At 34.9% G+C, this 21,774-nt stretch carries 22 protein-coding genes, 1 tRNA gene and 1 pseudogene; 17 read left to right on the plus strand and 7 right to left on the minus strand.

Features of this window, described 5'->3' with window-relative positions:
- Nucleotides 1-205: 205 nt before the first annotated feature.
- Nucleotides 206-784 (minus strand): hypothetical protein, encoded by a 579-nt coding sequence (locus tag AC4BHA_RS03920; protein ID WP_139891394.1) that lies wholly within the window; start codon nucleotides 782-784, stop codon nucleotides 206-208.
- Nucleotides 785-996: 212 nt separating this feature from the next.
- Between AC4BHA_RS03920 and AC4BHA_RS03925 the strand changes: the two genes are divergently transcribed.
- Nucleotides 997-1,623, plus strand: a complete 627-nt coding sequence (locus AC4BHA_RS03925; protein WP_066101237.1) for a TetR/AcrR family transcriptional regulator — start codon at nucleotides 997-999, stop codon at nucleotides 1,621-1,623.
- Nucleotides 1,624-1,812: 189 nt separating this feature from the next.
- Here AC4BHA_RS03925 and AC4BHA_RS03930 read toward each other — a convergent pair whose 3' ends face one another.
- Complete coding sequence (locus AC4BHA_RS03930; protein WP_066101234.1) at nucleotides 1,813-2,268, minus strand: SRPBCC family protein; 456 nt, start codon at nucleotides 2,266-2,268, stop codon at nucleotides 1,813-1,815.
- An 87-nt stretch (nucleotides 2,269-2,355) separates the two neighbouring features.
- Nucleotides 2,356-3,984 (minus strand): FAD-binding protein, encoded by a 1,629-nt coding sequence (locus AC4BHA_RS03935; RefSeq protein WP_175354222.1) that lies wholly within the window; start codon nucleotides 3,982-3,984, stop codon nucleotides 2,356-2,358.
- An 804-nt stretch (nucleotides 3,985-4,788) separates the two neighbouring features.
- Between AC4BHA_RS03935 and AC4BHA_RS03940 the strand changes: the two genes are divergently transcribed.
- From AC4BHA_RS03940 to ulaA, 4 genes are all read left to right on the plus strand, one after another.
- A complete protein-coding gene (locus AC4BHA_RS03940; RefSeq protein ID WP_066101231.1) occupies nucleotides 4,789-5,223 on the plus strand; it encodes a nucleoside 2-deoxyribosyltransferase in 435 nt (144 codons plus the stop codon).
- A 300-nt stretch (nucleotides 5,224-5,523) separates the two neighbouring features.
- Nucleotides 5,524-5,973, plus strand: a complete 450-nt coding sequence (locus AC4BHA_RS03945; protein ID WP_181161978.1) for a PTS sugar transporter subunit IIA — start codon at nucleotides 5,524-5,526, stop codon at nucleotides 5,971-5,973.
- Nucleotides 5,974-5,984: 11 nt separating this feature from the next.
- A complete protein-coding gene (locus AC4BHA_RS03950) occupies nucleotides 5,985-6,257 on the plus strand; it encodes a PTS sugar transporter subunit IIB (protein WP_066101225.1) in 273 nt (90 codons plus the stop codon).
- 1 nt (nucleotide 6,258) lies between these two features.
- Nucleotides 6,259-7,515: a PTS ascorbate transporter subunit IIC gene (gene ulaA, locus AC4BHA_RS03955; RefSeq protein WP_066101224.1), complete on the plus strand. Its 1,257-nt coding sequence runs from the start codon at nucleotides 6,259-6,261 to the stop codon at nucleotides 7,513-7,515.
- Nucleotides 7,516-7,619: 104 nt separating this feature from the next.
- Here ulaA and AC4BHA_RS03960 read toward each other — a convergent pair whose 3' ends face one another.
- Complete coding sequence (locus tag AC4BHA_RS03960) at nucleotides 7,620-8,225, minus strand: hypothetical protein (protein ID WP_140461181.1); 606 nt, start codon at nucleotides 8,223-8,225, stop codon at nucleotides 7,620-7,622.
- A gap of 336 nt (nucleotides 8,226-8,561) precedes the next feature.
- Here AC4BHA_RS03960 and AC4BHA_RS03965 point away from each other — a divergent pair, with 336 nt between their 5' ends.
- The 6 genes from AC4BHA_RS03965 to AC4BHA_RS03990 all read left to right on the plus strand — a co-directional run bounded on the left by AC4BHA_RS03965 (nucleotide 8,562) and on the right by AC4BHA_RS03990 (nucleotide 14,458).
- On the plus strand, nucleotides 8,562-8,879 hold the full coding sequence (locus AC4BHA_RS03965; RefSeq protein WP_490558195.1) for a hypothetical protein: 318 nt from the start codon (nucleotides 8,562-8,564) through the stop codon (nucleotides 8,877-8,879).
- On the plus strand, nucleotides 8,879-9,028 hold the full coding sequence (locus tag AC4BHA_RS03970) for a hypothetical protein (RefSeq protein WP_490558196.1): 150 nt from the start codon (nucleotides 8,879-8,881) through the stop codon (nucleotides 9,026-9,028). Before AC4BHA_RS03965 ends, AC4BHA_RS03970 begins: the two co-directional genes overlap by 1 nt.
- Before the next feature lie 30 nt (nucleotides 9,029-9,058).
- Nucleotides 9,059-9,721: a hypothetical protein gene (locus AC4BHA_RS03975; protein WP_490558197.1), complete on the plus strand. Its 663-nt coding sequence runs from the start codon at nucleotides 9,059-9,061 to the stop codon at nucleotides 9,719-9,721.
- Nucleotides 9,722-9,853: 132 nt separating this feature from the next.
- A complete protein-coding gene (locus AC4BHA_RS03980) occupies nucleotides 9,854-10,105 on the plus strand; it encodes a hypothetical protein (RefSeq protein ID WP_490558198.1) in 252 nt (83 codons plus the stop codon).
- Between the two features lie 596 nt (nucleotides 10,106-10,701).
- Nucleotides 10,702-12,705 (plus strand): ATP-dependent nuclease, encoded by a 2,004-nt coding sequence (locus AC4BHA_RS03985; protein ID WP_490558199.1) that lies wholly within the window; start codon nucleotides 10,702-10,704, stop codon nucleotides 12,703-12,705.
- Nucleotides 12,695-14,458 (plus strand): UvrD-helicase domain-containing protein, encoded by a 1,764-nt coding sequence (locus AC4BHA_RS03990; RefSeq protein ID WP_490558200.1) that lies wholly within the window; start codon nucleotides 12,695-12,697, stop codon nucleotides 14,456-14,458. The genes AC4BHA_RS03985 and AC4BHA_RS03990 overlap by 11 nt, the downstream gene beginning before the upstream one ends.
- A 195-nt stretch (nucleotides 14,459-14,653) precedes the next feature.
- Here AC4BHA_RS03990 and AC4BHA_RS03995 read toward each other — a convergent pair.
- Nucleotides 14,654-14,726, minus strand: a tRNA-Val gene (locus AC4BHA_RS03995).
- A 798-nt stretch (nucleotides 14,727-15,524) separates the two neighbouring features.
- On the opposite strand from AC4BHA_RS03995, the pseudogene AC4BHA_RS04000 reads away from it, so the two are divergent.
- From AC4BHA_RS04000 to AC4BHA_RS04010, 3 genes and pseudogenes are all read left to right on the plus strand, one after another.
- Nucleotides 15,525-15,762 (plus strand): annotated as a pseudogene (locus AC4BHA_RS04000) (lasso peptide biosynthesis PqqD family chaperone).
- Between the two features lie 31 nt (nucleotides 15,763-15,793).
- Nucleotides 15,794-16,264, plus strand: coding sequence for a lasso peptide biosynthesis B2 protein (locus AC4BHA_RS04005; RefSeq protein ID WP_066101218.1), 471 nt, complete (start codon nucleotides 15,794-15,796; stop codon nucleotides 16,262-16,264).
- Between the two features lie 163 nt (nucleotides 16,265-16,427).
- A complete protein-coding gene (locus AC4BHA_RS04010; RefSeq protein WP_066101217.1) occupies nucleotides 16,428-16,766 on the plus strand; it encodes a helix-turn-helix domain-containing protein in 339 nt (112 codons plus the stop codon).
- A gap of 369 nt (nucleotides 16,767-17,135) precedes the next feature.
- On the opposite strand, the gene AC4BHA_RS04015 is transcribed toward AC4BHA_RS04010, so the two are convergent.
- Nucleotides 17,136-17,906, minus strand: coding sequence for a DUF4931 domain-containing protein (locus tag AC4BHA_RS04015; RefSeq protein ID WP_066101215.1), 771 nt, complete (start codon nucleotides 17,904-17,906; stop codon nucleotides 17,136-17,138).
- Between the two features lie 190 nt (nucleotides 17,907-18,096).
- Here AC4BHA_RS04015 and AC4BHA_RS04020 point away from each other — a divergent pair, with 190 nt between their 5' ends.
- Together AC4BHA_RS04020 and AC4BHA_RS04025 are read left to right on the plus strand one after the other, a co-directional pair.
- Entirely contained in the window at nucleotides 18,097-18,372 is a 276-nt protein-coding gene (locus AC4BHA_RS04020; RefSeq protein ID WP_066101210.1) for a DUF2187 family protein, read from the plus strand.
- Between the two features lie 106 nt (nucleotides 18,373-18,478).
- The gene (locus AC4BHA_RS04025) at nucleotides 18,479-18,814 is read left to right on the plus strand and encodes a hypothetical protein (protein WP_066101207.1); all 336 of its coding nucleotides are present in this window, start codon (nucleotides 18,479-18,481) and stop codon (nucleotides 18,812-18,814) included.
- A 240-nt stretch (nucleotides 18,815-19,054) separates the two neighbouring features.
- Here the strand turns inward: AC4BHA_RS04025 and AC4BHA_RS04030 are convergent, their stop codons facing one another.
- The gene (locus AC4BHA_RS04030; RefSeq protein WP_139891369.1) at nucleotides 19,055-20,311 is read right to left on the minus strand and encodes an MDR family MFS transporter; all 1,257 of its coding nucleotides are present in this window, start codon (nucleotides 20,309-20,311) and stop codon (nucleotides 19,055-19,057) included.
- A 170-nt stretch (nucleotides 20,312-20,481) separates the two neighbouring features.
- Here AC4BHA_RS04030 and AC4BHA_RS04035 point away from each other — a divergent pair, with 170 nt between their 5' ends.
- Nucleotides 20,482-21,384, plus strand: a complete 903-nt coding sequence (locus AC4BHA_RS04035) for an AEC family transporter (RefSeq protein WP_140461186.1) — start codon at nucleotides 20,482-20,484, stop codon at nucleotides 21,382-21,384.
- Nucleotides 21,385-21,774 lie beyond the last annotated feature (390 nt).

Here is a 21,774-nt window from a genome sequence, read left to right on the forward strand (position 1 = left end):
GGTCTTCTTCTACTATCTTGTATCATCATGTAAGATCTGTGAAGTAACTTAAACCAGAAGTTATATGTTGCGGTTACTCACGGTAATTCAGTATAAAACGTGGAATATCAGAAAAACAGGTTCTTAACTGGTGTGTATATTCGGTATATCTTCAAGCACTGTATACCAATTACTATGCAGTAATCTGTTGCTATGTCCTAAAGAGTTAAAGGGCTTTATCCTGACTCTTTACATCCTCATTAAGTGCATCGTATTTGATGACTCCGTTCTCTGCCATTAGAATATAATTATCTGGATTTGCAGGGTTGAGCAGGAACACAAGGTATTCTGGTCCCAGTTCACCACTAAGTTTAGCTATTGAGTCAGCCAGATAGTTCCAGTCGTCCTTCGACATTTTACCGGTTAAAATCATTTCCATTTCCACAATAAAGTTCGGATCGGTCGGCAGAATCAGGAAGGCTTTTAATTCTGCGTTGTACTCCACCTTGGCAATTCCTTGGTATGCGTCTTGAAGGATTGACAGAGCGACTTGAGGGTCAATGGACCCCTTTTGTACTGGGGGAGGGGCTTCCTCTTTAGGCTCCACGGCTGGGGGAGCTTCTTCTTTAGGTTCCTCAATTGCAGGTGCCTCTTCTTTAGGCTCTTCTACTGAGGGAGCTTCCTCTTTAGGTTCCACTGCTGCAGGAACTTCTTCTTTAGGCTCTCCCTTCGGCTTAACTACCTCTTCTTCACCACAAGCAACCAACAGACCAACAAGACCAGCAAAAAGAATCAGTTTTTTCAAGCTATATTCCTCCTTCTGAAAATACGTTATTCAGTTAGGGGATGTTTTGCTCATCACTTTCGACTATTTCTGAACTGCTTGTTTCAACATTTAATTAAACATTTCAAGCTAGTTGTTATTACACTTTATGGCATAGTGTTATGGAGTGTATATAACCTACTAACGGCCTTCTTTTAATAAAAGTAGTATAATATTGTTTGGTGGGTGATGAAATGGATAAAAAATTGGAGAGACGCAAGAGGATGGTTAAAGCTGCTAAAGAATTATTTGCAGAGCATGGTTTTGAAAAAACAACCATGCAGAAAATTGCAGATGAATCTGGTGTAGGTGTGGCAACTCTATTTCGTTATTTTCCGAAAAAAGAGCATTTAATTATTGAAGTTATAAAAGAAGTCATAGAACAACAGGTACCAATTTTTGAGAAAATTATAGAATCTAACAAAACGGGTATAGAAAAAATGGATGACGTGCTAACTGCTTATATTATGTATATAAACGAAGAAAATAGCATATCATCAAAACTTTTGGAAGCTTTCGAAGTTTATATTGCATTTATCCAAATTGAAGTTGGATTGCTAGAAGAAATACATAAGGCCTACGGGAAAATTAGCGGCATAATTTTAAAAATTATTAATGAAGGTAAGAAGGATGGAAGCATACAGCTTTCACAAACCAATGAAGTGATTATAAGTACGATCATGAATATGTTCGGAACTGCTGTAAAGAAATATTCATTATATTCTTTAATACCAGAGGATGTTTTTATCTCTGCTCCTAAAAAGGAAAATTTAATTATAGTAAAGGATATAATTCTATCATACTTACAAAAAGGGAAGTAATAAGGGTTCCGTTATTTGAGATGTATGATTTATTAGTTTTTCTTATAAAATACTGCACAATAAATATTGTCATCATGGTTTCAAACTATGAAAGAAGAAAAAAAGACGCGTAATTTACACGTCTTTTTTTCTATCTTTTTATGATAAACAATCCTAAATAGAACTTTATATATGGGTAGATCGCTTCTATTATTTTTTTACTGTATTAATTTCAAGTAATTTATCTACAATTGCATCTGTTAGTTCCTGTGCTGTCTGTGGAACAAATTTGGTTAGTATTTGATTGACCATTGCACCCATCATACCGCCAGCAGTGATATCAAGATGTCCTGACATTTTAGTTGTCTTTTCGTCAATGACTTCGGCACGGAAATAGCCTCCGCCATTAAAGTTATCAGACAAACCTTTTAGATCAAAAATTACTTCGGATGGTTCATTCCATTCTTTAATATCGATTTGGAGCTTAACTGTCTTTTTCATAAACCCTAAGTCACCCTTGAATGCCCAAGTAGATTGGCGTTCACTTAAAATTTCATGGTCGATATATCCTGGAACAAGTGGAGCCCATTTGTTCATGTCATGAACAAATTCCCAAATTGTTTGAATATCTAATGGTACTTCAACTGTATGTGTTCCTTGTGGCATGATCTGCACCTTCCCGTTTCTGTATGGTTGTTTTATATGGTTATTGACGCAAATGAGTCATTATCTAAGAAAGTCTTTGTTTTTTTATTATGAATTGGCTGCGTGCTGTCCAGCTAAGAAGCCAAATACCATAGCAGGCCCGATTGTTCCGCCGGCACTTGGATAAATTGGGCCAAGTGGATTTCCTGAAGCATTTCCGGCAGCGTATAAACCTTTAATTGGTTCACCATTAAAGTTAACAACTTGTCCATTTTCATTGATTTTTGGTCCGCCATTCGTACCGAGTGCACCTAAATAGATAGGTAATGCGTAAAATGGACCTTTTTCAATTTTGCCTAGGTTTTTCTCAGGACTTCCGCCGCCATTTGTTAAGGCTTCAAACTGTATCGTACCGCGGTGGAAATCAGGGTCTTCACCTTGCTCACAATATTCGTTCCATTTTTGAATCTCCATTTCCAAACCGTCTGGATCAACACCAATTTTTTCAGCTAGCTCGCGAATAGTATCAGCTTGATCTACCCATTCAGGTGCAGGATCACCAGGTGCCATAGTAATAATGAGTTCGCTATCTTTTAGCTGTTGGTCAAAAATCATCCAGTTTGGTCCTTTGTTTGGAAACTCTACTTTTACTGGATCATAATTAAAGAAGGCTCTTGGCATATCGTTATAGGTTGTTCCTTCATGGACGAATCGGCGTCCGTATTTATTCACGATGATAGAGTTTGGACCATTACGGCCACCACCTAGCTGCGCCATTACATTATCTTCATATTCAAATGTTGGATCCACCATTGCTGGATACCACCATGCTTCACTCATATTTTCAAGTGCAGCGCCAGCCTTCATAGCCATTAAGAGTGCGTCTCCTTCATTACCAGGAGGGGTAACTGGATGAGTGAACTCAGCTTTTAAGAAGGCTTTGACTAATTGTTTATTCCATTCAAATCCGCCTGATGCTAGAATTACTCCTTTGCGTGCAGCGAAACGTAAAATTTCTCCATCTTTTGTTTCAGCGACAATTCCGACTACTTGTCCATCCTCGTCCATAATTAGCTCTTTACCAGCTGTTTCGATTAAGGTTTCGACGCCGCGATCCAAGCATGCTTTAAATAAAGAAGCGACTAATGAGCGACCCATAGTAACAATATTATTTTGCATACGCTCAGCCACTAACTGGAAGTCAATTCCTCCAACGGCTCCGCCTTCTTCTAATGTCAGAGGAGGGAAAATTGGGTTTTGACGGACTAATGAACCCCATTCTCCAATTTCATTTAAATCAAATGGAGCAGGGTCTAATGAACGTGTCCCATGTTTTAATGCCTCATCCATACGTGCATAATATTCTGGATAAGATTTTGGAGAAACAAATTTGACAGGAGTATGATCATCTAAAAACTTAATGATTTCATGTCCTTTATCTACAAAAGTTTCAATCATAGAATCTTCTGCTCGGCCAAGTGCTAAGCGTTTTATGAAATTAATAGCATCTTCACGATTATCTTCATACCCTTTTTCTTTCATATAATGATTAAGTGGAATCCAAGGAACTCCACCTGAAAAAGCAGTTGTTCCACCGATTTGATGGGTCTTTTCTAACACAAGAACCTTGGAACCGCTTTCAGAAGCGGCCACAGCAGCTGTCAAAGCGGCGCCACCAGTCCCTAAAACGATTACATCTACTTCTTTGTCCCAATTAGTAGGTATTTTACTAGACAAAAAATCATCCCCTTTGCCATTTTTGATAGTGACACTATCAATAAATTGATTATCACCGATAATTCTAATTATTTCAAGTTATTTGTCTAATTTGTGAAAAAAATAATTTATTATGTTTCTAGAATGCAAAACTCCAACCTTATCAATAGTGGGATAAGAACAATAGAACCATCGGAATATGTCTTTTGGACTATGTGGTAGAGAGAATATTAAAAGGGTAAGTGGTATAAACATGAACTAAGTTGTTTAAATGGTGAATAGGGGAGTTTTAAATTGAAGGAGAGGGGTAGCTTTTTTATCATATTATTACATATTTTGATATGCTTAATGGTGGTAGGACTCTTAAATTTTACTGTTTCAACCGGATAGAGTGATGTTGGATTGCCAGGAGAAGGATTATTAAAAACTTATATCTCTATAACATTTTGTGCACAGCTGATGATTCAAGTTCTTTTCTATCTTATCTCTCGTTCAGTTAAAAGGAGAGGACATTCAACTTTTATAAATATTTGTTCTATATTCTTAATTACAATTAGTTTTTTATTTTATATTTACTATATTATAGCGAGTTTTATTTACTATTAATAAATAAAAACTCATTGAACAACGGTAATTATTACTCAATTAGCTGATCATATCTTCGACCAAGCCAGTGCCGATTAGAAGTTTTTTCAGGACAATCTATGAATAGTAGAGTGATTTTTCCAATATATATATATGAATTAGTAGTTGATCAATGCTTGTCATTTGATTCATATTCAACTATAATTCCTCTGTTAAAAAATAAGTTTTGCGGAGGACAACATGAATTTAAAAGGCAAGAAGATTTATTTAGCAAGTGGTTGGTTTAACGATAATCAGGCACAGCGACTTTCCAAAGCAGAAGAAGTTCTGCGAAATATGGGCTTTGACGTATTTAGTCCAAGAGAGCATCAATTTAAGGAATATGTGTATAATACACAGCCTTGGCGAGATGTAGTTTTTAAGAATGATGTAGACCATGTAAAAGATGCAGATCTCATTTTCGCGATATATGATGAAACAGATTCTGGGACAATGTTTGAGATTGGGTTAGCTTATTCAATTGGTAAACCCATCTTTGTCTTCCACGAGAAAGAAGAATATTGCAACTTAATGATCACAGAATCATTGCAAGCTTATTTTAAAACGTGGGAAGAAGTGCAGAACTATGATTGGACTACTTGCCCATTGATTCGTTTTGAAGGAGAAGTAGAATAAGCATTTTTGCTAAGTAGTAAACTATTAATAATATGAATATCATTAAATTAAAAGCCGGTCTAAGACTGGCTTTTTTTATTTATGAAGCAAAAATATCATTCTCTATTTTTCCAAGACATTTGAAAGAAAAAGATGAAACTTATGTCTGCATTATCGTTAATTTTCAGGTAGTAGATGATTATATGGAGTATTAACATGATGTCCTAAAAATAAATTTCAAAAAGATAGAGGGAATAAATCTACAAGTAGATTTATATGAATGAATTATAAATGAAGGAAAGTTTAGAGAGAGGGTGGGTCTTGTTAGATCAGATTTTAAATACACAGCTAATCCAGTTCAAGGATCAATTGAATACATGGGAAGAAGCTATTCAATTAGCGGCTGCTCCCTTGATAGAAAATGATTCTATTGAACAGACTTATGTAGATAAAATAATCAGTAATACGAAGGAACTAGGTCCTTATTATGTACTTGGCCCAAACATTGCTTTGCCTCATGCAAGACCGGAATTTGGTGTAAAACAGATGGGATTAAGCTTTCTAGTTATGAAAGAACCTGTATGGTTTTCGGATAAGGACCACCATAAGGTTCAGCTGATTATTGTACTGGCAGCGGTGGATAATCAATCACATCTAGAAGCACTATCTGAATTGGCAGCTGTCTTAGGTGAAGAATTGAATGTGAAACAACTAATCCATTCCAAATCCAAAGATGATTTTTTAGAGCAATTATTTTCATTTATACAATAGGAGGCAGCAAGATGAAAATATTAGTTGTATGTGGGAACGGTTTAGGAAGTAGTTTTATTGCAGAAATGAATGTAAAGAAAGCTTTGCGTGAAATGAATCGGGAGGCAGAAGTAGGGCATACCGATTTAACATCCGCCAAAGCGGAGACAGTAGATTACTATATTGGTTCACCTGAAATCATGGAGCAGTTAGAGGGAGATGGAAGGAAAGTCATTCCGCTCATTAATTTATTCAATGTCGAAGAAATCAAAACTGTTTTAGAAAAACATCTGGAGGATATATAACATGGATTTGATAGTAGACATATTAAGTACTCCGGCGATTTTGGTTGGTTTATTCGCTCTGATTGGTTTATTGCTGCAGAAAAGAGCAGCTACTGAGGTTGTATCTGGAACATTAAAGACAATTATGGGCTTCCTGATTATTGGTGCTGGTGCAACTGTCATTACGGGTTCACTCTATTTCTTTGGAAAAATGTTAGAGAAGGGCTTCGATATAGATGGTGTTATCCCGAACAACGAAGCGATCGTTGCGATGGCTCAAAATGCTTTTGGTACTGAAACAGCTTTAATCATGTTGTTAGGTATGATTATTAATATCCTCTTAGCTCGCTTCACTCCATTTAAATATATATTCTTAACAGGACACCATATTATGTTTATGGCTTGTTTGTTAGCAGTCGTATTATCGACAGGCGGACTAGATGGAGCAGCTTTAATTATAATTGGGTCTATTATTCTAGGATTATTAATGGTTTTAAGTCCAGCCCTGCTACAGCCCTTTGTTAGAAGGATTACAGGTAATGATGACATTGCGATCGGTCACTTTGGTTCATTCGGATATTGGGTTGCTGGATTAGTAGGTAAAGGAGCAGGGAATAGAGCTAAGTCAACAGAAGATATTCGAGTGCCAAGAAGTTTAGGATTCCTTAGAGATACATCCGTAGCAATCTCCTTAACTATGTTAGTTATGTTCTTTATCGTTTCGATTGCTGCTGGTCCAGCTTACATTGAAAATGAGTTGAGCGGCGGTCAAAACTTTATTGTATTTTGCCTTATCCAAGCAATCACGTTCGCTGCAGGTGTTTATATCGTTTTAGCGGGTGTTCGATTATTATTAGCAGAAATCATTCCTGCCTTCAAAGGGGTAGCGGACAAAGTTGTTCCTCATGCTAAACCGGCATTGGATGTACCAGTGGTGTTCCCTTTCGCCCCAAATGCAGTCATTATTGGTTTTATTTTTAGCTTTCTCGGAGGTATTATAAGTATGTTTTTACTTCCGTTATTTGGCTTGAAAGTAATTGTTCCTGGTCTAGTACCACACTTCTTTTGCGGAGCAACAGCTGGTGTATTCGGAAACGCTACCGGCGGCAGAAGAGGAGCTATGTTAGGTGCATTTGTTAACGGTATTCTGATCAGCTTCTTGCCAGCATTATTACTACCGGTCTTAGGAGACTTAGGTTTTGAAGGTACAACATTTGGCGATACCGATTTCGCGATCGTGGGTATTTTCTTAGGATATTTAATGAAACTATTTATGTAGATGCTAGAAAAGCATCGAACAACAGAAGAAGTGATAAATATTTTAGTTTTAAATGAGTTTTAACGCAAAAAAAGCAACTACATCATAATTTGTAGTTGCTTTCTTTAATGTTTTGAATAAAATTTTCTGCGTAGACCCAGGTATTCTGTTGCCGTGATCATCATTTGAGCTTTCTTTGCTTGTTGATGTGCCATTACAATGTTTGAGCATTTCATATAAGCTTGATCTAGTACATTCTTGACCTCTTGCCGTTTATCTTCTGCGATTTCATCTGGGAACCAATCATTTGCGAACCCTGTAATCATATATAATGAAATTACTTTTTCGGGGAATGATGTTGTATCACGATTGTCCAGTTCTTCTATTATCCTTGCTAAATTAGTGTTTGATTTGAGCAGGTTATAATAGCTTGCTGTTGCCTCGTATAAAGCGTCCAGCTCTTGTTTGTGATGTAATGCTTGGAGTGTTGTCACCGCTTCTTCAATCGTATCAAACCAATCATTTATTCCGGAGATTAAAAGGCTGGTTTGCGGGTCTGCTAACCCATATCCATTCATCACTTCGCAATCTGGGTAATGCTTTAACAATTCATTTTTTGTCGTGAAGATATCCCCGTGATAGGTCTCTCCTAAAGTATCATATACTTTATTGGCATAGAGACGAATCAGGTTTCCCTCTTTCATTTCCACTATCACTTCAAGCTTCTCCATCTTGCATTCCTTCTTTCATGTAGGTTTTGGATAGGATAGCAGCTATATTGTAAATTTGTTTTATAAGTATGTATCAAAAAAGAAAGGTTATATATTTACTTTACCTTCTGCTTAATCGTTTTGTATAGAGACAAAATATTACTAATAAACTGATTCTTTGAGAGAATCACCAGTGTATAACAACTAGTTAAGAATCATAGAGAAGTAGTGAAATTTAATGTAAATATGTGGTTAAATAAATGGAAGAAGGGGTTAGGTATATTCTTCTTTTCAAAAAATAGTGAGGGGTAATATCTATGTTCAAAATTACAAAGAATCCGTCTGGAAATACATACCGTGAGCTTATTGAATTGGCATTTAGTTCTTAGAAAGGATATGGGAGACTTAACTAAGTTTGCCCCCATTCTACGAAAGTTTGATCCATCATTTAAGCTTATGAAAGAGCAATCTGAATGGGCAAGTAACATTTTAGGAGATAATCAAACTGCAAAAGTATATTATTTTTCCACAGATGAATATGCAAAAAAACAGTCTTGGAACTATCCAATTCTTTATTTGGTTGGGTTTTCCCTGACTTACCTGAAGATTTATCATTTTTTAAAGAAGGTGAGGACTGGCTGGCAACTAATTCTCATGAATCAGAGTGCTATATAATGACATCAGATAAAAATGAAATAGCCAAAATTAATGCAATTAAAGGTTTAACTTATGAATGGGAAAGAGGAAAAGTAAGGGCTGTTAAGAAAGCTAGTAAAAACAAGCGAATGTCTAAGCATTCCAGACCATGGGAAAATGTAAATTAAATTATTTTTTGTATAAAGAGGTGGATGTACTTGTTTTTAAATGATATTCAGTTATTAGATGAGAGTGATAAAACAAATATATATACAGATGCAATATGTATAACTGAAATGTTTTTATGGTATCTAGGTAAGAAATTTAAAACAGAAGATTGTAAAGCCATTTTCTTTCAATGTGGTGATTATGAAAATGTCCGGGTCATTAAAGAAGAACAAGAAGGCTACGATGTTCTGGTCCCTAAAAATAGTTATGATGTTCAATTACCTTTAGACTTATCAAAGTATAATAAAGCAACTGACTTTGGTAAAAAGAAGATATTAACGTTAGCTTTGCAGAGGGGGATGACTTATTTAGCTGAATCTAAGGATTGGGATATAAAGAAGGTTGATCAATCAATAGAAAGAATGTATGAAAAAAAATTAACACATACTTTTCAAGCGTGGAAAGGAAAGCTATCACCTGATAAAAGGAAATTAGCTTATCCATTAGTTCACTTAGATTTAAATGAATTTAAAGTATCACTTATTGTAGAAGATAGAAGAAAGCAAATAATAGCGACTAAAGAGATTGCCGTAACAAAGCCTGATTTGGATGAATTAGGTTATTATATGAAAAAATTAGAATGGCTAAGTGATTCCGAAGTAATTCTTTATACCAGAGCTCATAAAAAGACATATAATAGTATACTTTTATAAAAATAGGTTTGTATTTAACATACCATCAATAATAGCACAGACCAAGGCAAAGAACGTCTAATCAAACTAGCGAAGGTTCCTTATATGCCATTCCACAATTTCAGACATACTCATGCAACGATATGAATGAGGATGGGTGAGAATCCGAAAGTGGTTAGTGAGCGTCTGGGACATGCCAGAGTTGGGATAACACTCGATATCTATTCCTATACAATGAGGAAATGCAGAAGCGGACAGCGGATCGGTTTGGTGAACATTTTGGATTTAACGGAAATAATGGAGACAGCTGAACCCATGGAAAGACGGGGATCGTGCAGTGTCGTGTGCAGCTTTTGTGCAGTCTTTGGGCAATGTATAAATATACAGGAAAAATCGGACATTTAACGAAAAACAGAAAAAAGGCTCAAACCCTTGATACTCTTAGGTTTAAGCCTTCTTGAAAAGTATGATCCCGACTGGGTTCGAACCAGCGACCCCCACCCTGTCAAGAATGTGTCAGGGCAAATTAGGTATACTAATATAGTAAGTTAGTACCTAATCATATCGAGCATGGTTGTGAGAGCCAGATTTTCGTAGTTTTCAAAATGACTAGATACTATCTTGATATATTTCGTCGCCAATTTGGTCGCCATTGCCACCACTCGTCACCACCACATAAAAATCGTTGGTCGCCAGTAATTAAGCATAAATATCCAATGTTAGTTTGGTTTCATATATAACTATTCAAAGTAGGATGGGTTTCCGCTAAGATTTTCAATAAAAGTATAAGAACTTAGAAAGCATGTTTTGAGAATTTTCAAAACGTGCTTTTTTACTTCTCTTAATTTTATGAGGTAATTATGAATTTTATTAGAAGATTCATAGGAGTGTGGTTAATAAGTATAGGTATATTATGAGGACTAAAATTCGAATAATAAGGAGAGATGTGTAAATTAATGGTAAAATATGTTGTGTGAGTAAAGTTCGAAAGGGGAATATTAATGTACTTACATAGTGTTAGATTGTGGAATTGGCGCAAGTTTGGTCAAAGTCCTAATGGTCAAGCTGGAATTGAAGTTGAATTTAAAGAAGGTCTGAATATATTAGTTGGAGAAAATGACTCTGGAAAAACCGCGATTATTGACGCAATTAAAATGATTTTAGGTACTAATAGCAATGATATAAATTGGGTAACTGAGTTAGATTTCCATGATGGAAGTTCCTTATTAAAAATTGAGTGTGTTTTTCGTGGATTAAGTAAAAGAGAAGAGTCATATTTTTATGAATGGTTAACGATTAAATCACAAAAATCAGAATTTCGCATTGTTTTAGAAGCAGAACAATATGAAGACATTAATATGAAGAAAAAAATTAAGAGAAGTGTTAAAGCGGGACCAGAGAATCTTGAAATGGCAATGGATGATTCTATCAGACAATTATTAGCAGTTACGTATTTGAAACCTTTGCGGGACGCAAATACAGAATTAAGCCCAGGCAATAAATCGAGAATTGCTCAAGTTATCAAGAGTTTAAAGGATTTTTCTCAGGATAGCGCAGAAAAAGAAAAAGTTATCGGGAGCTTCTCTACTGCTTTTGATGAACTGAAGGAAGTTCTAAATGAGCCAGTTTTAAGCAAAATTGGTATTACTGTTGACCAATTTTTTGAGGAAAATAATAAAAAGGTACCTGAAATCAGAAATAGAAAAATGGACTTTTCGGAAATATTGAGAAAGTTAGAAATGAATCTAGGAGAGACAAGCACAGGACTAGGGAGTTCAAATTTACTATTTATGGCTGTTGAACTTCTACTTTTAAGTGAAACTGAAATTGGACCGAAGATTGCATTAATAGAAGAAATTGAAGCACATATACACCCACAAGCACAACTTCGTGTAATAAAACATTTTGAAAAAAATGTTGAGGAAACAAATATTCAATATATTTTTACTTCACATAGTCCAATTTTAGCCGCCTCTGTTTCATTGGAAAATGTAATCTTTGTATACAATAATCAGGCGTTTCCGATGAAACAAGGTCAGACTATGTTGGAAAATGAGGACTATGAATTTTTAGAAAGATTTCTAGACGCAACAAAAGCAAACTTGTTTTTTGCAAGAGGAGTTATTTTTGTAGAAGGTGACGCAGAAAATCTATTATTGCCAGCCATTGCAGAAGTTATTGACAGGCCTTTACATAAATATGGTACCTCAATAATTAATGTAGGTAGTTTAGCATTTAAACGATATTCATCTATATTTTTAAGGTCAGACCAAAATAAAAAGATGAATTTTCCTATTGCTATCATTACGGATCTAGATTTAAAACCCTTAGAATATTATGGGGAGCCCTGTTATATAAAAATTAATGAAGAGGTTAATAGAAAAATCGCTGAACTGTATGATATTGATGATTTAAGCAGTGATTTAAATAATACTATATTTATACAATTTAAAGATTTAATAAGCAAAACAGAAGAAGCCTACGGAAAAGAAATAAAAAAAACTATTACTAATGATAAAGAAAAGAAACAAAGATTTGAAGAGATAGCAACATCTATTAAAGCTTTGTTAATGACTGTTAAACCTAGTTTTGATGAATATAAGCAAGAGCGGGAGAGACAAATTAGAGAAAGATACTTTGATGATTTTGAACAAACGAAAGTATTTATTTCTCGACCTTGGACATTAGAACATTCTATCGCTAGTAGTTTTTTGTATGAAGAATTTGAAGACTTATTGTTAAAGATAAATTACGTTACAGAGAGTTATAAAGTGAAACAAAAGGGAATTTGGTCAGAAATTGATGATAAAGCTGTAAGAGCGACTGAAATATATTCCTTTTTATTGAACAAAGAAATATCTAAATCTATTGTTGCCCAACAATTTTCCAAATTACTTATAGATAATAAGGAAAATTTTAAAAATAAATTATTAGAAGACGAATCATTAAAGCATTTAGTACAAGCAATCAAACATGTAACAGGAGGAGATGATGTTGCAGTTTGATGAAAAAGAATATGAATTAGTAGAAAGTATCTTATTGGGTGATGGAAAATTTAATGAACTGCAAAGGAAATTTATTGAACTTTTTGAGAAGAAAATAATTATTGCTGGACCAGGGGCAGGAAAAACTACAGCTTTAGCAGCAAAACTAGTTTTGTTATTTAGGTATATAAATAAAATGAAAATTAAAGATGGAGTCTGTATTATTACCTATACAAATGTAGGTGTTAAAGAAATCAATAATACTTTGCAAAGAGCAGGAGTTGGTATTGTAACTCATCCCCATTTTATTGGAACAATTCATGAATTTTTCAATAAATTTTGCGTAATCCCTTTTTTTAAGCAACTCAAGAAGGATTCCATTTATTTTATTGAAGATACGACCGCTGAAATAAAGTTTTACGAGGATTTTTTAGCGCGTAAATATTCCTATTTAAAGAAAGAGTCTAAAAAAGAAATAAGAAAAGCTATTGCTAAAAGAGTATATGACAGTAAATTAATCTTTAATGAATCGGTTGGAAAATTTGAAGTATTAAATTCTAGTGGGTGGGATAAGTTTGAAAAGTATGAGTCTGATATTTTGCAAGCACAACTTACACGTAAAATTAATGGTTATTTAAAGTATGATGATACATTTCTGTTTTCGAAAAAATTTTCGAGTGATAAATACTATAGGGAATTATTGCAAAGACGTTTTAAATATGTGTTTATAGATGAATTTCAAGATACAACTCTTGAAGGTTTAGAGCTTATTAATAAGATTTTTGACACTGGTGAAAACGTAATACAAATGATAGGTGATCCTTATCAAACTATTATGTATAACCAGCCCATGCCGATATACGATGAGAGGATAGTGTTTGAATTAAATTTAACCAATCGTTTTGGCAAGGAAATTTCTCAACCTTTAAATATGATAGTGCCTGAGGCTAATATTCAAGTGAAAGAAGAAAAACGCTCCTTCAAACCTATTGCTTTAATTTATCAGAACGAAAAAGATATTTATCCGGAATATATAAGAATAATTAAAGAACACAATCTTCTCGATAAATCGTTTAGAGAATGTGAGTTTGGAGATAAAGTCCTTGTATTAGTTAAAGCTTGGGCTTCAAAAATAAAAGAAGGAGTAAATTACACTGAAAAAAAATCAAAAAAATCTGATTCACTTGCTGTTCAATTAAAACGGGAAATAATAGAATTTATCTACACTAAAATTAGTATAGTTCATAATGAAAGTTTTAGTGATATTAAAAAATGGGTTAATAATCATGAAAAAATTAATGAATTGAATAGTGTACTAATTGATGTGTTAAAATTTGGGGTTACTGATCCAATAAAAATTATCCTTAAAGAAATAATAAATACAATTCTGTTTGAAAAAGAAATTAGAGGAATAAACATAAATAATAGATTTTTTTCGAAAATTGAAGAGTTAATAAATACTTCTATTGCTGTAGATGAGGACGTAAATTCAGACCTCGATGACATTTATACAATTCATTCTGTTAAGGGTGAGACATTACGTTCTGTTCTAATTGTCAATTTTAACGGTCCTCTTACAGATATATTATTTAATAAATATGGTATTACCGATGAAAATAGCTATTCATTCACTTACCGAAATTTATTATATGTGGCAATGAGTAGGGCAGTATACTTATCTGTATTTGCCATCCAAAAAAATAATATTACAGATGACGCTCTTGAAAAACTCCAAAAACACTGGAGTATAAGAGAAATTAAAGGTGATAAATAATTTTTATAGAATCGCATATCTTAATAGAAGTTGTGCTCTTTTGGCGAGCAAGAGTTGTGCTCTTTTGGCGACCAAGAGTTTTGGTCGCCAATCCGTCGCCAATTGGTATTTAAATGAGAAATTTTTGGAGATATGTTTACATGAAAAAAAGGCTCAAACCCTTGATACCATTGGGTTTGAGCCTTCCTTAATGTATGATCCCGACTGGGTTCGAACCAGCGACCCCCACCCTGTCAAGGTGGTGCTCTCCCAGCTGAGCTACGGAATCAGAATACTATGTAATTAACAATATTTAATATAAAGGGTAAGTCAGTTAAAGTCAAGATGAATTTTTGTTGTAGGATCTTTCTTCTATATAAATACACAAAGCGATCCTTTAAATTAGAGAAGGAACATAGCCTTTTTAGTCCTCATGAATCTGTCTGACATTCTTCAGAGTAAAGTCTGTAATAATCATCACCAAGATCTGTCTAATAATTGGCGATTTTGAAAGCAAATTTATCATTCAGTTGATCTTTTTGCGCATACTAAAAATTATAAAATCTTTAGTAAATTTGTTTGACATAATTTACTAAAAATGATATTTTTAGTATACATCAGTTCTTTATAGAGAACTAGTGACTATTGATCTATGAATTATATCTATAAGTTTGAGAGAACTGATTGTAGTTTAGGATTATATCTATAAAAGATAGATAAACTCAATACAATAATAGGATGAAAAGGGCCTGCTTTGCTCCGTGTGTTCTAAATAAAGAACGATACATCAGGGGTGAAGGAGAAAAAAGTATGTCAAAAACGAATCTTGAGTTGAGGTTCTTCATGTGAAAATAACTTTTGATGGTGGGCAAGTTAACGGTGGTCACAGAGGAAGTTGATTGTGTAGAGAAGGAAAAAGCCCTTATACAAATTTATCGTATAGGGCTTTTTTTAAAATTGGAGTGATGAAGTTGATTCAGGTATTGAAGCAGATGGTGTACCAGGCGTTTGGATTTGCAATCAAAAGTGAAGTTGCCAGAGTTAATTTAGCTTGAAGGATAGAAATCTTAATATATCAACTTTTATTATGTCCAAAAGGAATGTAGTCAGTGATATGGATGGGGAGAAAGTGATGTTAAGCGTCCATAATGTTAAATATTATAATCTCGGTGAAGTCGGAGGCTTAACCTGGGAACTAATGAATGAACCTAAGTATCGATGAGCTTGTGGATCGATTAACAGAAGAGTATGACGGAAGCCCTGAAGAATGTGAAAGTCAGGTTCGTTCATTTCCTGGATATGTTGAAAAAAGAAGAATTAATTGACTAAACCATTACTTCCTAAGGAGTTATGTTTATGAACCTCATTCAGAAAGCTCGAACCTTGCTGTCCATAGATAGTAAAACCTTCATGATGTATGCAGAAGCTTATTGTTCCTTGGGAGTGGCCCGGATACAAAAGAGTCTGCCCTTTTCTAAAATTGCGCCTAAATTGGGCAGAAAGATGGAAGAGACCTCATTAACTTATGTGCCAGCCCATACTGAAATCCTGGAGTTAGTGTCCAAAAGTTTGGAGACGATGAGTAGATATACGTTTTGGGAAAGTAAATGTCTTGTTATGGCGATTGCAGGAATGAGAATGCTCGAGCGGCGTGGCATTGAAAGTACTCTTTATATGGCAACAGCAAGAGATAAGGAAGGAAAGATGAAGGCTCATGCCTGGCTGCGGAGTGGATTATATTTTGTAACTGGAGCCAATGGGAAGGAAGGATACACAGTGGTGGGAACCTTTGCTAAAAGAATGGGGGATCAGAAGGAGAAAAAATGATGGATAGACAACCTTTGCACGTGACCGGTTTTTCCAAAGAGCTGAACCTAATGTTCGCCTTGAGCAAGGTACCAACATGGCAGAAGAGGATATGGAAAAAGTAATTAACTGTTTGCAGATGGTCTTAATGAAGTAAATAATCTGAGCTAAAGAGGTAGAGAAAATGATAGGAAGAAATATACAGGAAATACGTAAACGTAAAGGAATGACACTGACCCAGCTAGCTGCAAATGCCGGAATATCTAAATCCTATTTAAGCAATATTGAAAGGGGAGTGAATCAAAATCCTTCAATTGAAGTATTGAAAAGGCTAGCGTTTGTTTTAAATGCAGATTTAAAAACTTTATTGCGCGTACAAGAAGGTGTTGAAACCAATCAAAATATGAATCAGGAATTAATCAACCTAATCGAGGAATTAAAGACAACCGTAATTGATAAAGAACAAATGGATGAGTATCGGGCATTAATTGAGTATATTATGTGGAAAAGCAAAGTAAAATAATTGCCCAACCCTACCAAAATATCGAAATCATCCTAGCCAATGATGGATCAGAATTTATGGTTATACGCAGGATGGAATGCATAGTATAGATCAGTTAAAAATCGGTGATAATCAGTGGCCGGTCGCTGTTGATGGCCATAGGCTTGAGACTCGACCTTATTTGCTGTGGAAATTGGATTACATGCATTATAAATACGGGAGTTGGCTCTGGAAGAGTGCTTTTACGTTTGTCGTCATCTAACTCATTCTGTGGGAGGTTTAGGATTGAAAAAGCCAAATTTCCAGGTCGTATTTTGGTTGCTATATCAGTAATGAATAATGGAATTCAAAAAGCCTCCCGGTTATGACGGGAGGGAGCCTTGCGATAGCCTAAGTCTGGGTGAGTAATCTGGATAAATCTTTCCTAATGATATCAAGCCGATCTTCCATAAGTACCTGTGGAATTTTATAGCCGACAAACAAGGGAGATACAACAAAGCGTGGGATGGCCTTGCAAATAATCAAGTCATGAAAATGGTAAAAGAAAAGGTTATAGCTGGTGCATCCCTTATGGAAACCATCCAAAATATAACGGACCAGGATTTGAAGTTTATCAGCAAAATCATCAATCTCATCTAATGTGTTCAATATTAAATTGAATTCAGTAAAACCGATAACTGGATACTTTGATACATTTAACTCAATACCGGATTTCTTGTATACCTCTGTGCCTTCAAAATCAATCATTGCCATATTCTTATGGTAATCTACATGTTTCATTCCAATCACTTGCATATGGGCATGCTGAATGCTGCCGCCTGAAAAGGGACCATGATTCTTAAATAAGATAACGGACTCATACTCACCAGTCTTCTCCACTTCAAGCCATTTAGCAATACTGAAGCGAATTAATTCACGCATATGCTTCTGTTCATATCCCCTTATATCTTCGTGACATTGATTGGTTTCAATAATGACCGTTTGATAGGTATCCAGAAGAGTGGGATATTTATTCATCAACCAAATAATATCTCCCTTTGTCTCAAGAATATCGGTAAGCTCATCTCTTTGGCAAAAGGGGCAGGCTGCTGTTTTATTACGGATAGTTTCAGGCTTTTGACTGCCAATTGTACTTGAAAAATATAATTGTTGCTGATCCATACTTGCACCTACCTTGTTAACTGTTAAAACTCGATATGTTTATTATAAATTAAAGATATGTACGATTGTATATTTTTAGCCATATTATAGAAATAAAAAAAGTGTAAAAATACATAATAAAATGTCGATAGTAACAATGACATATATCTTTAATTGATTGATTATAAAAACATGGACGGTGAGTAGTGAAATGGATTTCGAGTATAGGGATCAATATGTACAGGGAGAAATAGGTGATGTGATTTATTTTAAAAGAGGAAATTTATTTATCTTTGGAGAAATTATAATACTGAGGGAAGCTTCGTGTATTGTGGAAATTTCTAAAGAATATGCAGACGAATTGAAACTCAACACAACGAGAACAGTTGTCAGACATGGTAATTATAAAATTATTGAGACCTCAAAAGTTCGCGCAAGAGTAAGTGAGCAACAAATCGATCCATTCAGTACACAAGTTTATCATTAAATTTACAATTCGTAGGGAGTGATTGTAAAAGTACCAATCGTGCAATGAAATCACCATTGAATATGCCTTTAAAGTTTTTTAAACCAAATTTGGAAGGAGAGAAGAAATGAAAATTAAATTATACGTCTTTTTAACATCTACCAAGGATAAAGAAAATAGTAGAAGCGAAATGATGATGAAAACAGTTGAGTCATCTTTCCGTCCGGTAATAGGAGACATTATTGAAGATCCTGGATTTGATCAGGGATTTCACAACGGATATGAGGTTGTGAAGGTGACGGTTAATTATGAGAAGAATGAATGCTATGTATCTCTTAGTCCGATGGCAATTGAATTAGAGGAAATTAGATTCGATGATTATATAAATAAGCTTACAGCCAATGGATGGGAAATCGTTTCAAAAGAGGATATATCAATGGCTAAATCTCAATCTCAACTATGATCTTTATACATATTATGACATCTTGAATCAAAGGACCGCGATTGGTCCTTTAATCATTTATAATCTAATTTTTATCTCAGGGCCTGTTGGTTTCTTTTGAAAGGAGTTTGATGGTCTGTAAAATTAAACGTCAGTTCAGGAAGAGAATCCGGTAATGGGGGAGAAACTATTATTCATTTAAGGGGGCAATCACATCATGAAAAGAGAATGTGATTGCCCCCTCTCTGTTATTAGATTAGATTAAGCACCAACCTTCACATGGTCGGTGTCAGGCTGATTGGTTAAATCTTTCTTCTGAAGCAGCCACATGAGTCCTGCTGAAATGAATCCGAGGGATCCAATTACCATCCAGGCAGATGTAATCGAGTATGCTGCAATAAAGCTTCCCATAATCATTGGGCTTGTTGCATATCCGGCGCCAATTATCAGTGGGAGAATACTGCTGACTCTGCCTCTGTGCGAAGCTGGTGTTTGATTAGCTATAAAGGTCGAAGCATTGATTGCAATCATGATTTCTCCAATGGTCATGATGAAAATAGATACATAGAAGAAGGGAAGTATCGTGGTGAAGGCGAGCATACCAAAGGCAAAAGCATAGCACAAGGCTCCGGTGGCTATCACTTTTATAGGCCTTATCTTATTTGTCAGTTTCGTAATAATCGGCGTAAACGAGATAACCAATATACCGTTAAATGCGGCAAGTGTTCCGTAATAGGCTGCGCCAGAATCATTAAACAACTCCTCTAAATGCAGCGGTATGGTAAATGCCCATTGAGCGTATTCAAATTCGATACATAATAGAATAAAAGCGAACATAATTAATATTGGTCTTGCCCTCAGCACTTTAAAAACAGATCCTTCTACATGCTCCTCAAGCTTTCTTTCCGTTTTCTCTGTTACTGAAATATGTTTGGTTTTTGTCTCTTTTATAAAAATGAAAATTAATGTTGTTGCTAAGAGCGTAGCAATTCCATCAATGATGAAAACAAGATCTAAATGATTTTTATATAGTAGACCGGCCATGATTGGACCAACCGCAAAACCTAAATTAAAACCCATATAGGTTAATGAATAAGCACCTTTCCGATTCTCGGGGGTAGTTAAATCCGCCAATAGTGCATCGTAGGCAGGTGAGCACAAAGCAAAGAAGAGTGATGATAGCATGAGCAAATAAGCCATGGTCATCGAAGGCTCTATTAAACCTATGGATATAACGGTTATGCCTCCTAGACCTTGCGAAACTACAATAATAAATTTTCTCCCCAAGGTATCAGCCAGCTTTCCGCCTAAAATCATACTTGGTGCAGAAATGACACTGACTAAAGTAACATATAGCCCTGCTTGCGCACTATCCATGCCGATCTTCTGAGTGAGGATTAAAACAAGTAATGGATGTACAAACCCTCCCAGACTATTAATAATTCGAGCAAAAAATATAATATAAATTTCTTTGGGTAACCCCCGATATGGACTAAATAAATTTTTAAAAAACTGCATAATGCCTCCTGATTCCTTTAATTAAATTCCAATAATTTCTATTTTAATAGATAAATAGGTAAAAGAGAATATTTGTTTAAAAAATTTTAAATATTTTGAAATTTTAAAGGAAGGAATTGGTATAATGGTGTGTGAAAGATGATAGCTTCAACCAGAGAGAAGGTAAGCAGATGGAGTTTTTTAATGTATTGATTCCGGTATTTGTTATATTTGCTTTAGGATATATAGGCGAGAAGAAGATAGGATTTGATCCAAAAACGATTTCAACGATGTCCCTTTATTTAATGACACCATTACTGGTGTTTCAAACGTTTTATACTAATGAACTGACCTTAGATTATCTTTATATTGTTATTTACGCGTTTGGGCTTTGTTTAGCACTTATGATCTTTGTATGTTTTATCGCTTTTATAAATAAATACAACATAAAGGAAACCTGTGGGCTCATTCTTGGTTCGGTTTTTATGAACAATGGTAATTATGGAACACCTGTTGCGTTATTATTGTTTGGCGCTGCCGGATTTGATTACGCCATCATCTTAATGGTCACCCAAAGTATCGTGATGGCTACAATTGGGGTATATGTAGCGGCGCGAGGAAGTGATATAGGCGGAGGGATTAGAGATACACTTGCAATTGTATTACGTATGCCTGTTGCATATGGAGCGATTTTTGGACTGTTATTTCAGTACACGGGTATTACCATCAGCCATTCCTTAATGACTACCATTGATTTAGTTGGAAGCGCGGCTATTCCGACAATCATGCTTGTTTTAGGTATGCAATTAGCCAAAATCAGTCTTAAGAATATTGAATATAAAAAGGTTACGTATGCACTAATCATTAAATTGGCAGTGGCGCCCCTTGTAGCGTGGGGAATTTCAGCCCTTTTGCCAATCGATACCTTGCTTAAACAATTAATGATTATCATGGCCGGAATGCCTGCTGCTGCAAATACGACGATGTATGCCATTCAGTTTAATACAAAGCCGGAATTTGTTTCGGTTTGTACATTTATAAGTACAGTACTTAGCTTAATCACTTTACCAATCATTTTTTATTTTGTTTTATAGTGAGAAGGATTTATTAGAAAGTGAAGTACATAAAATGGGATTAAACGAATCAATTTATATGAAATATTAGTTGTTCCGCAGAAAGGATGGTATTGGGAATGAAAAGAAACAAAGTATGGATTCCAGCGCTTTTAATGGGGGTAAGCTTGGTGGTATGTATAATGGCCCTTATCCAATCGATCAACTCAACTCCTCAAAGATATCCATTATTAGGCTTGATCCCCTGTGTTATAGGTGCAGCTTCTTTTCTATATATCAATAAAACCGCCCAAAAAAAGACTTTGTTTCTATGGTTCACTCAGATATTAAATATACTATTTATGATATTTCCATTGATAACACTTCTATACTTTATGTCCTCTAATTAGATTCTTAATTATTGACCTCTTG

It is taken from the genome of Pradoshia sp. Z3_51 (genome assembly GCF_058215915.1).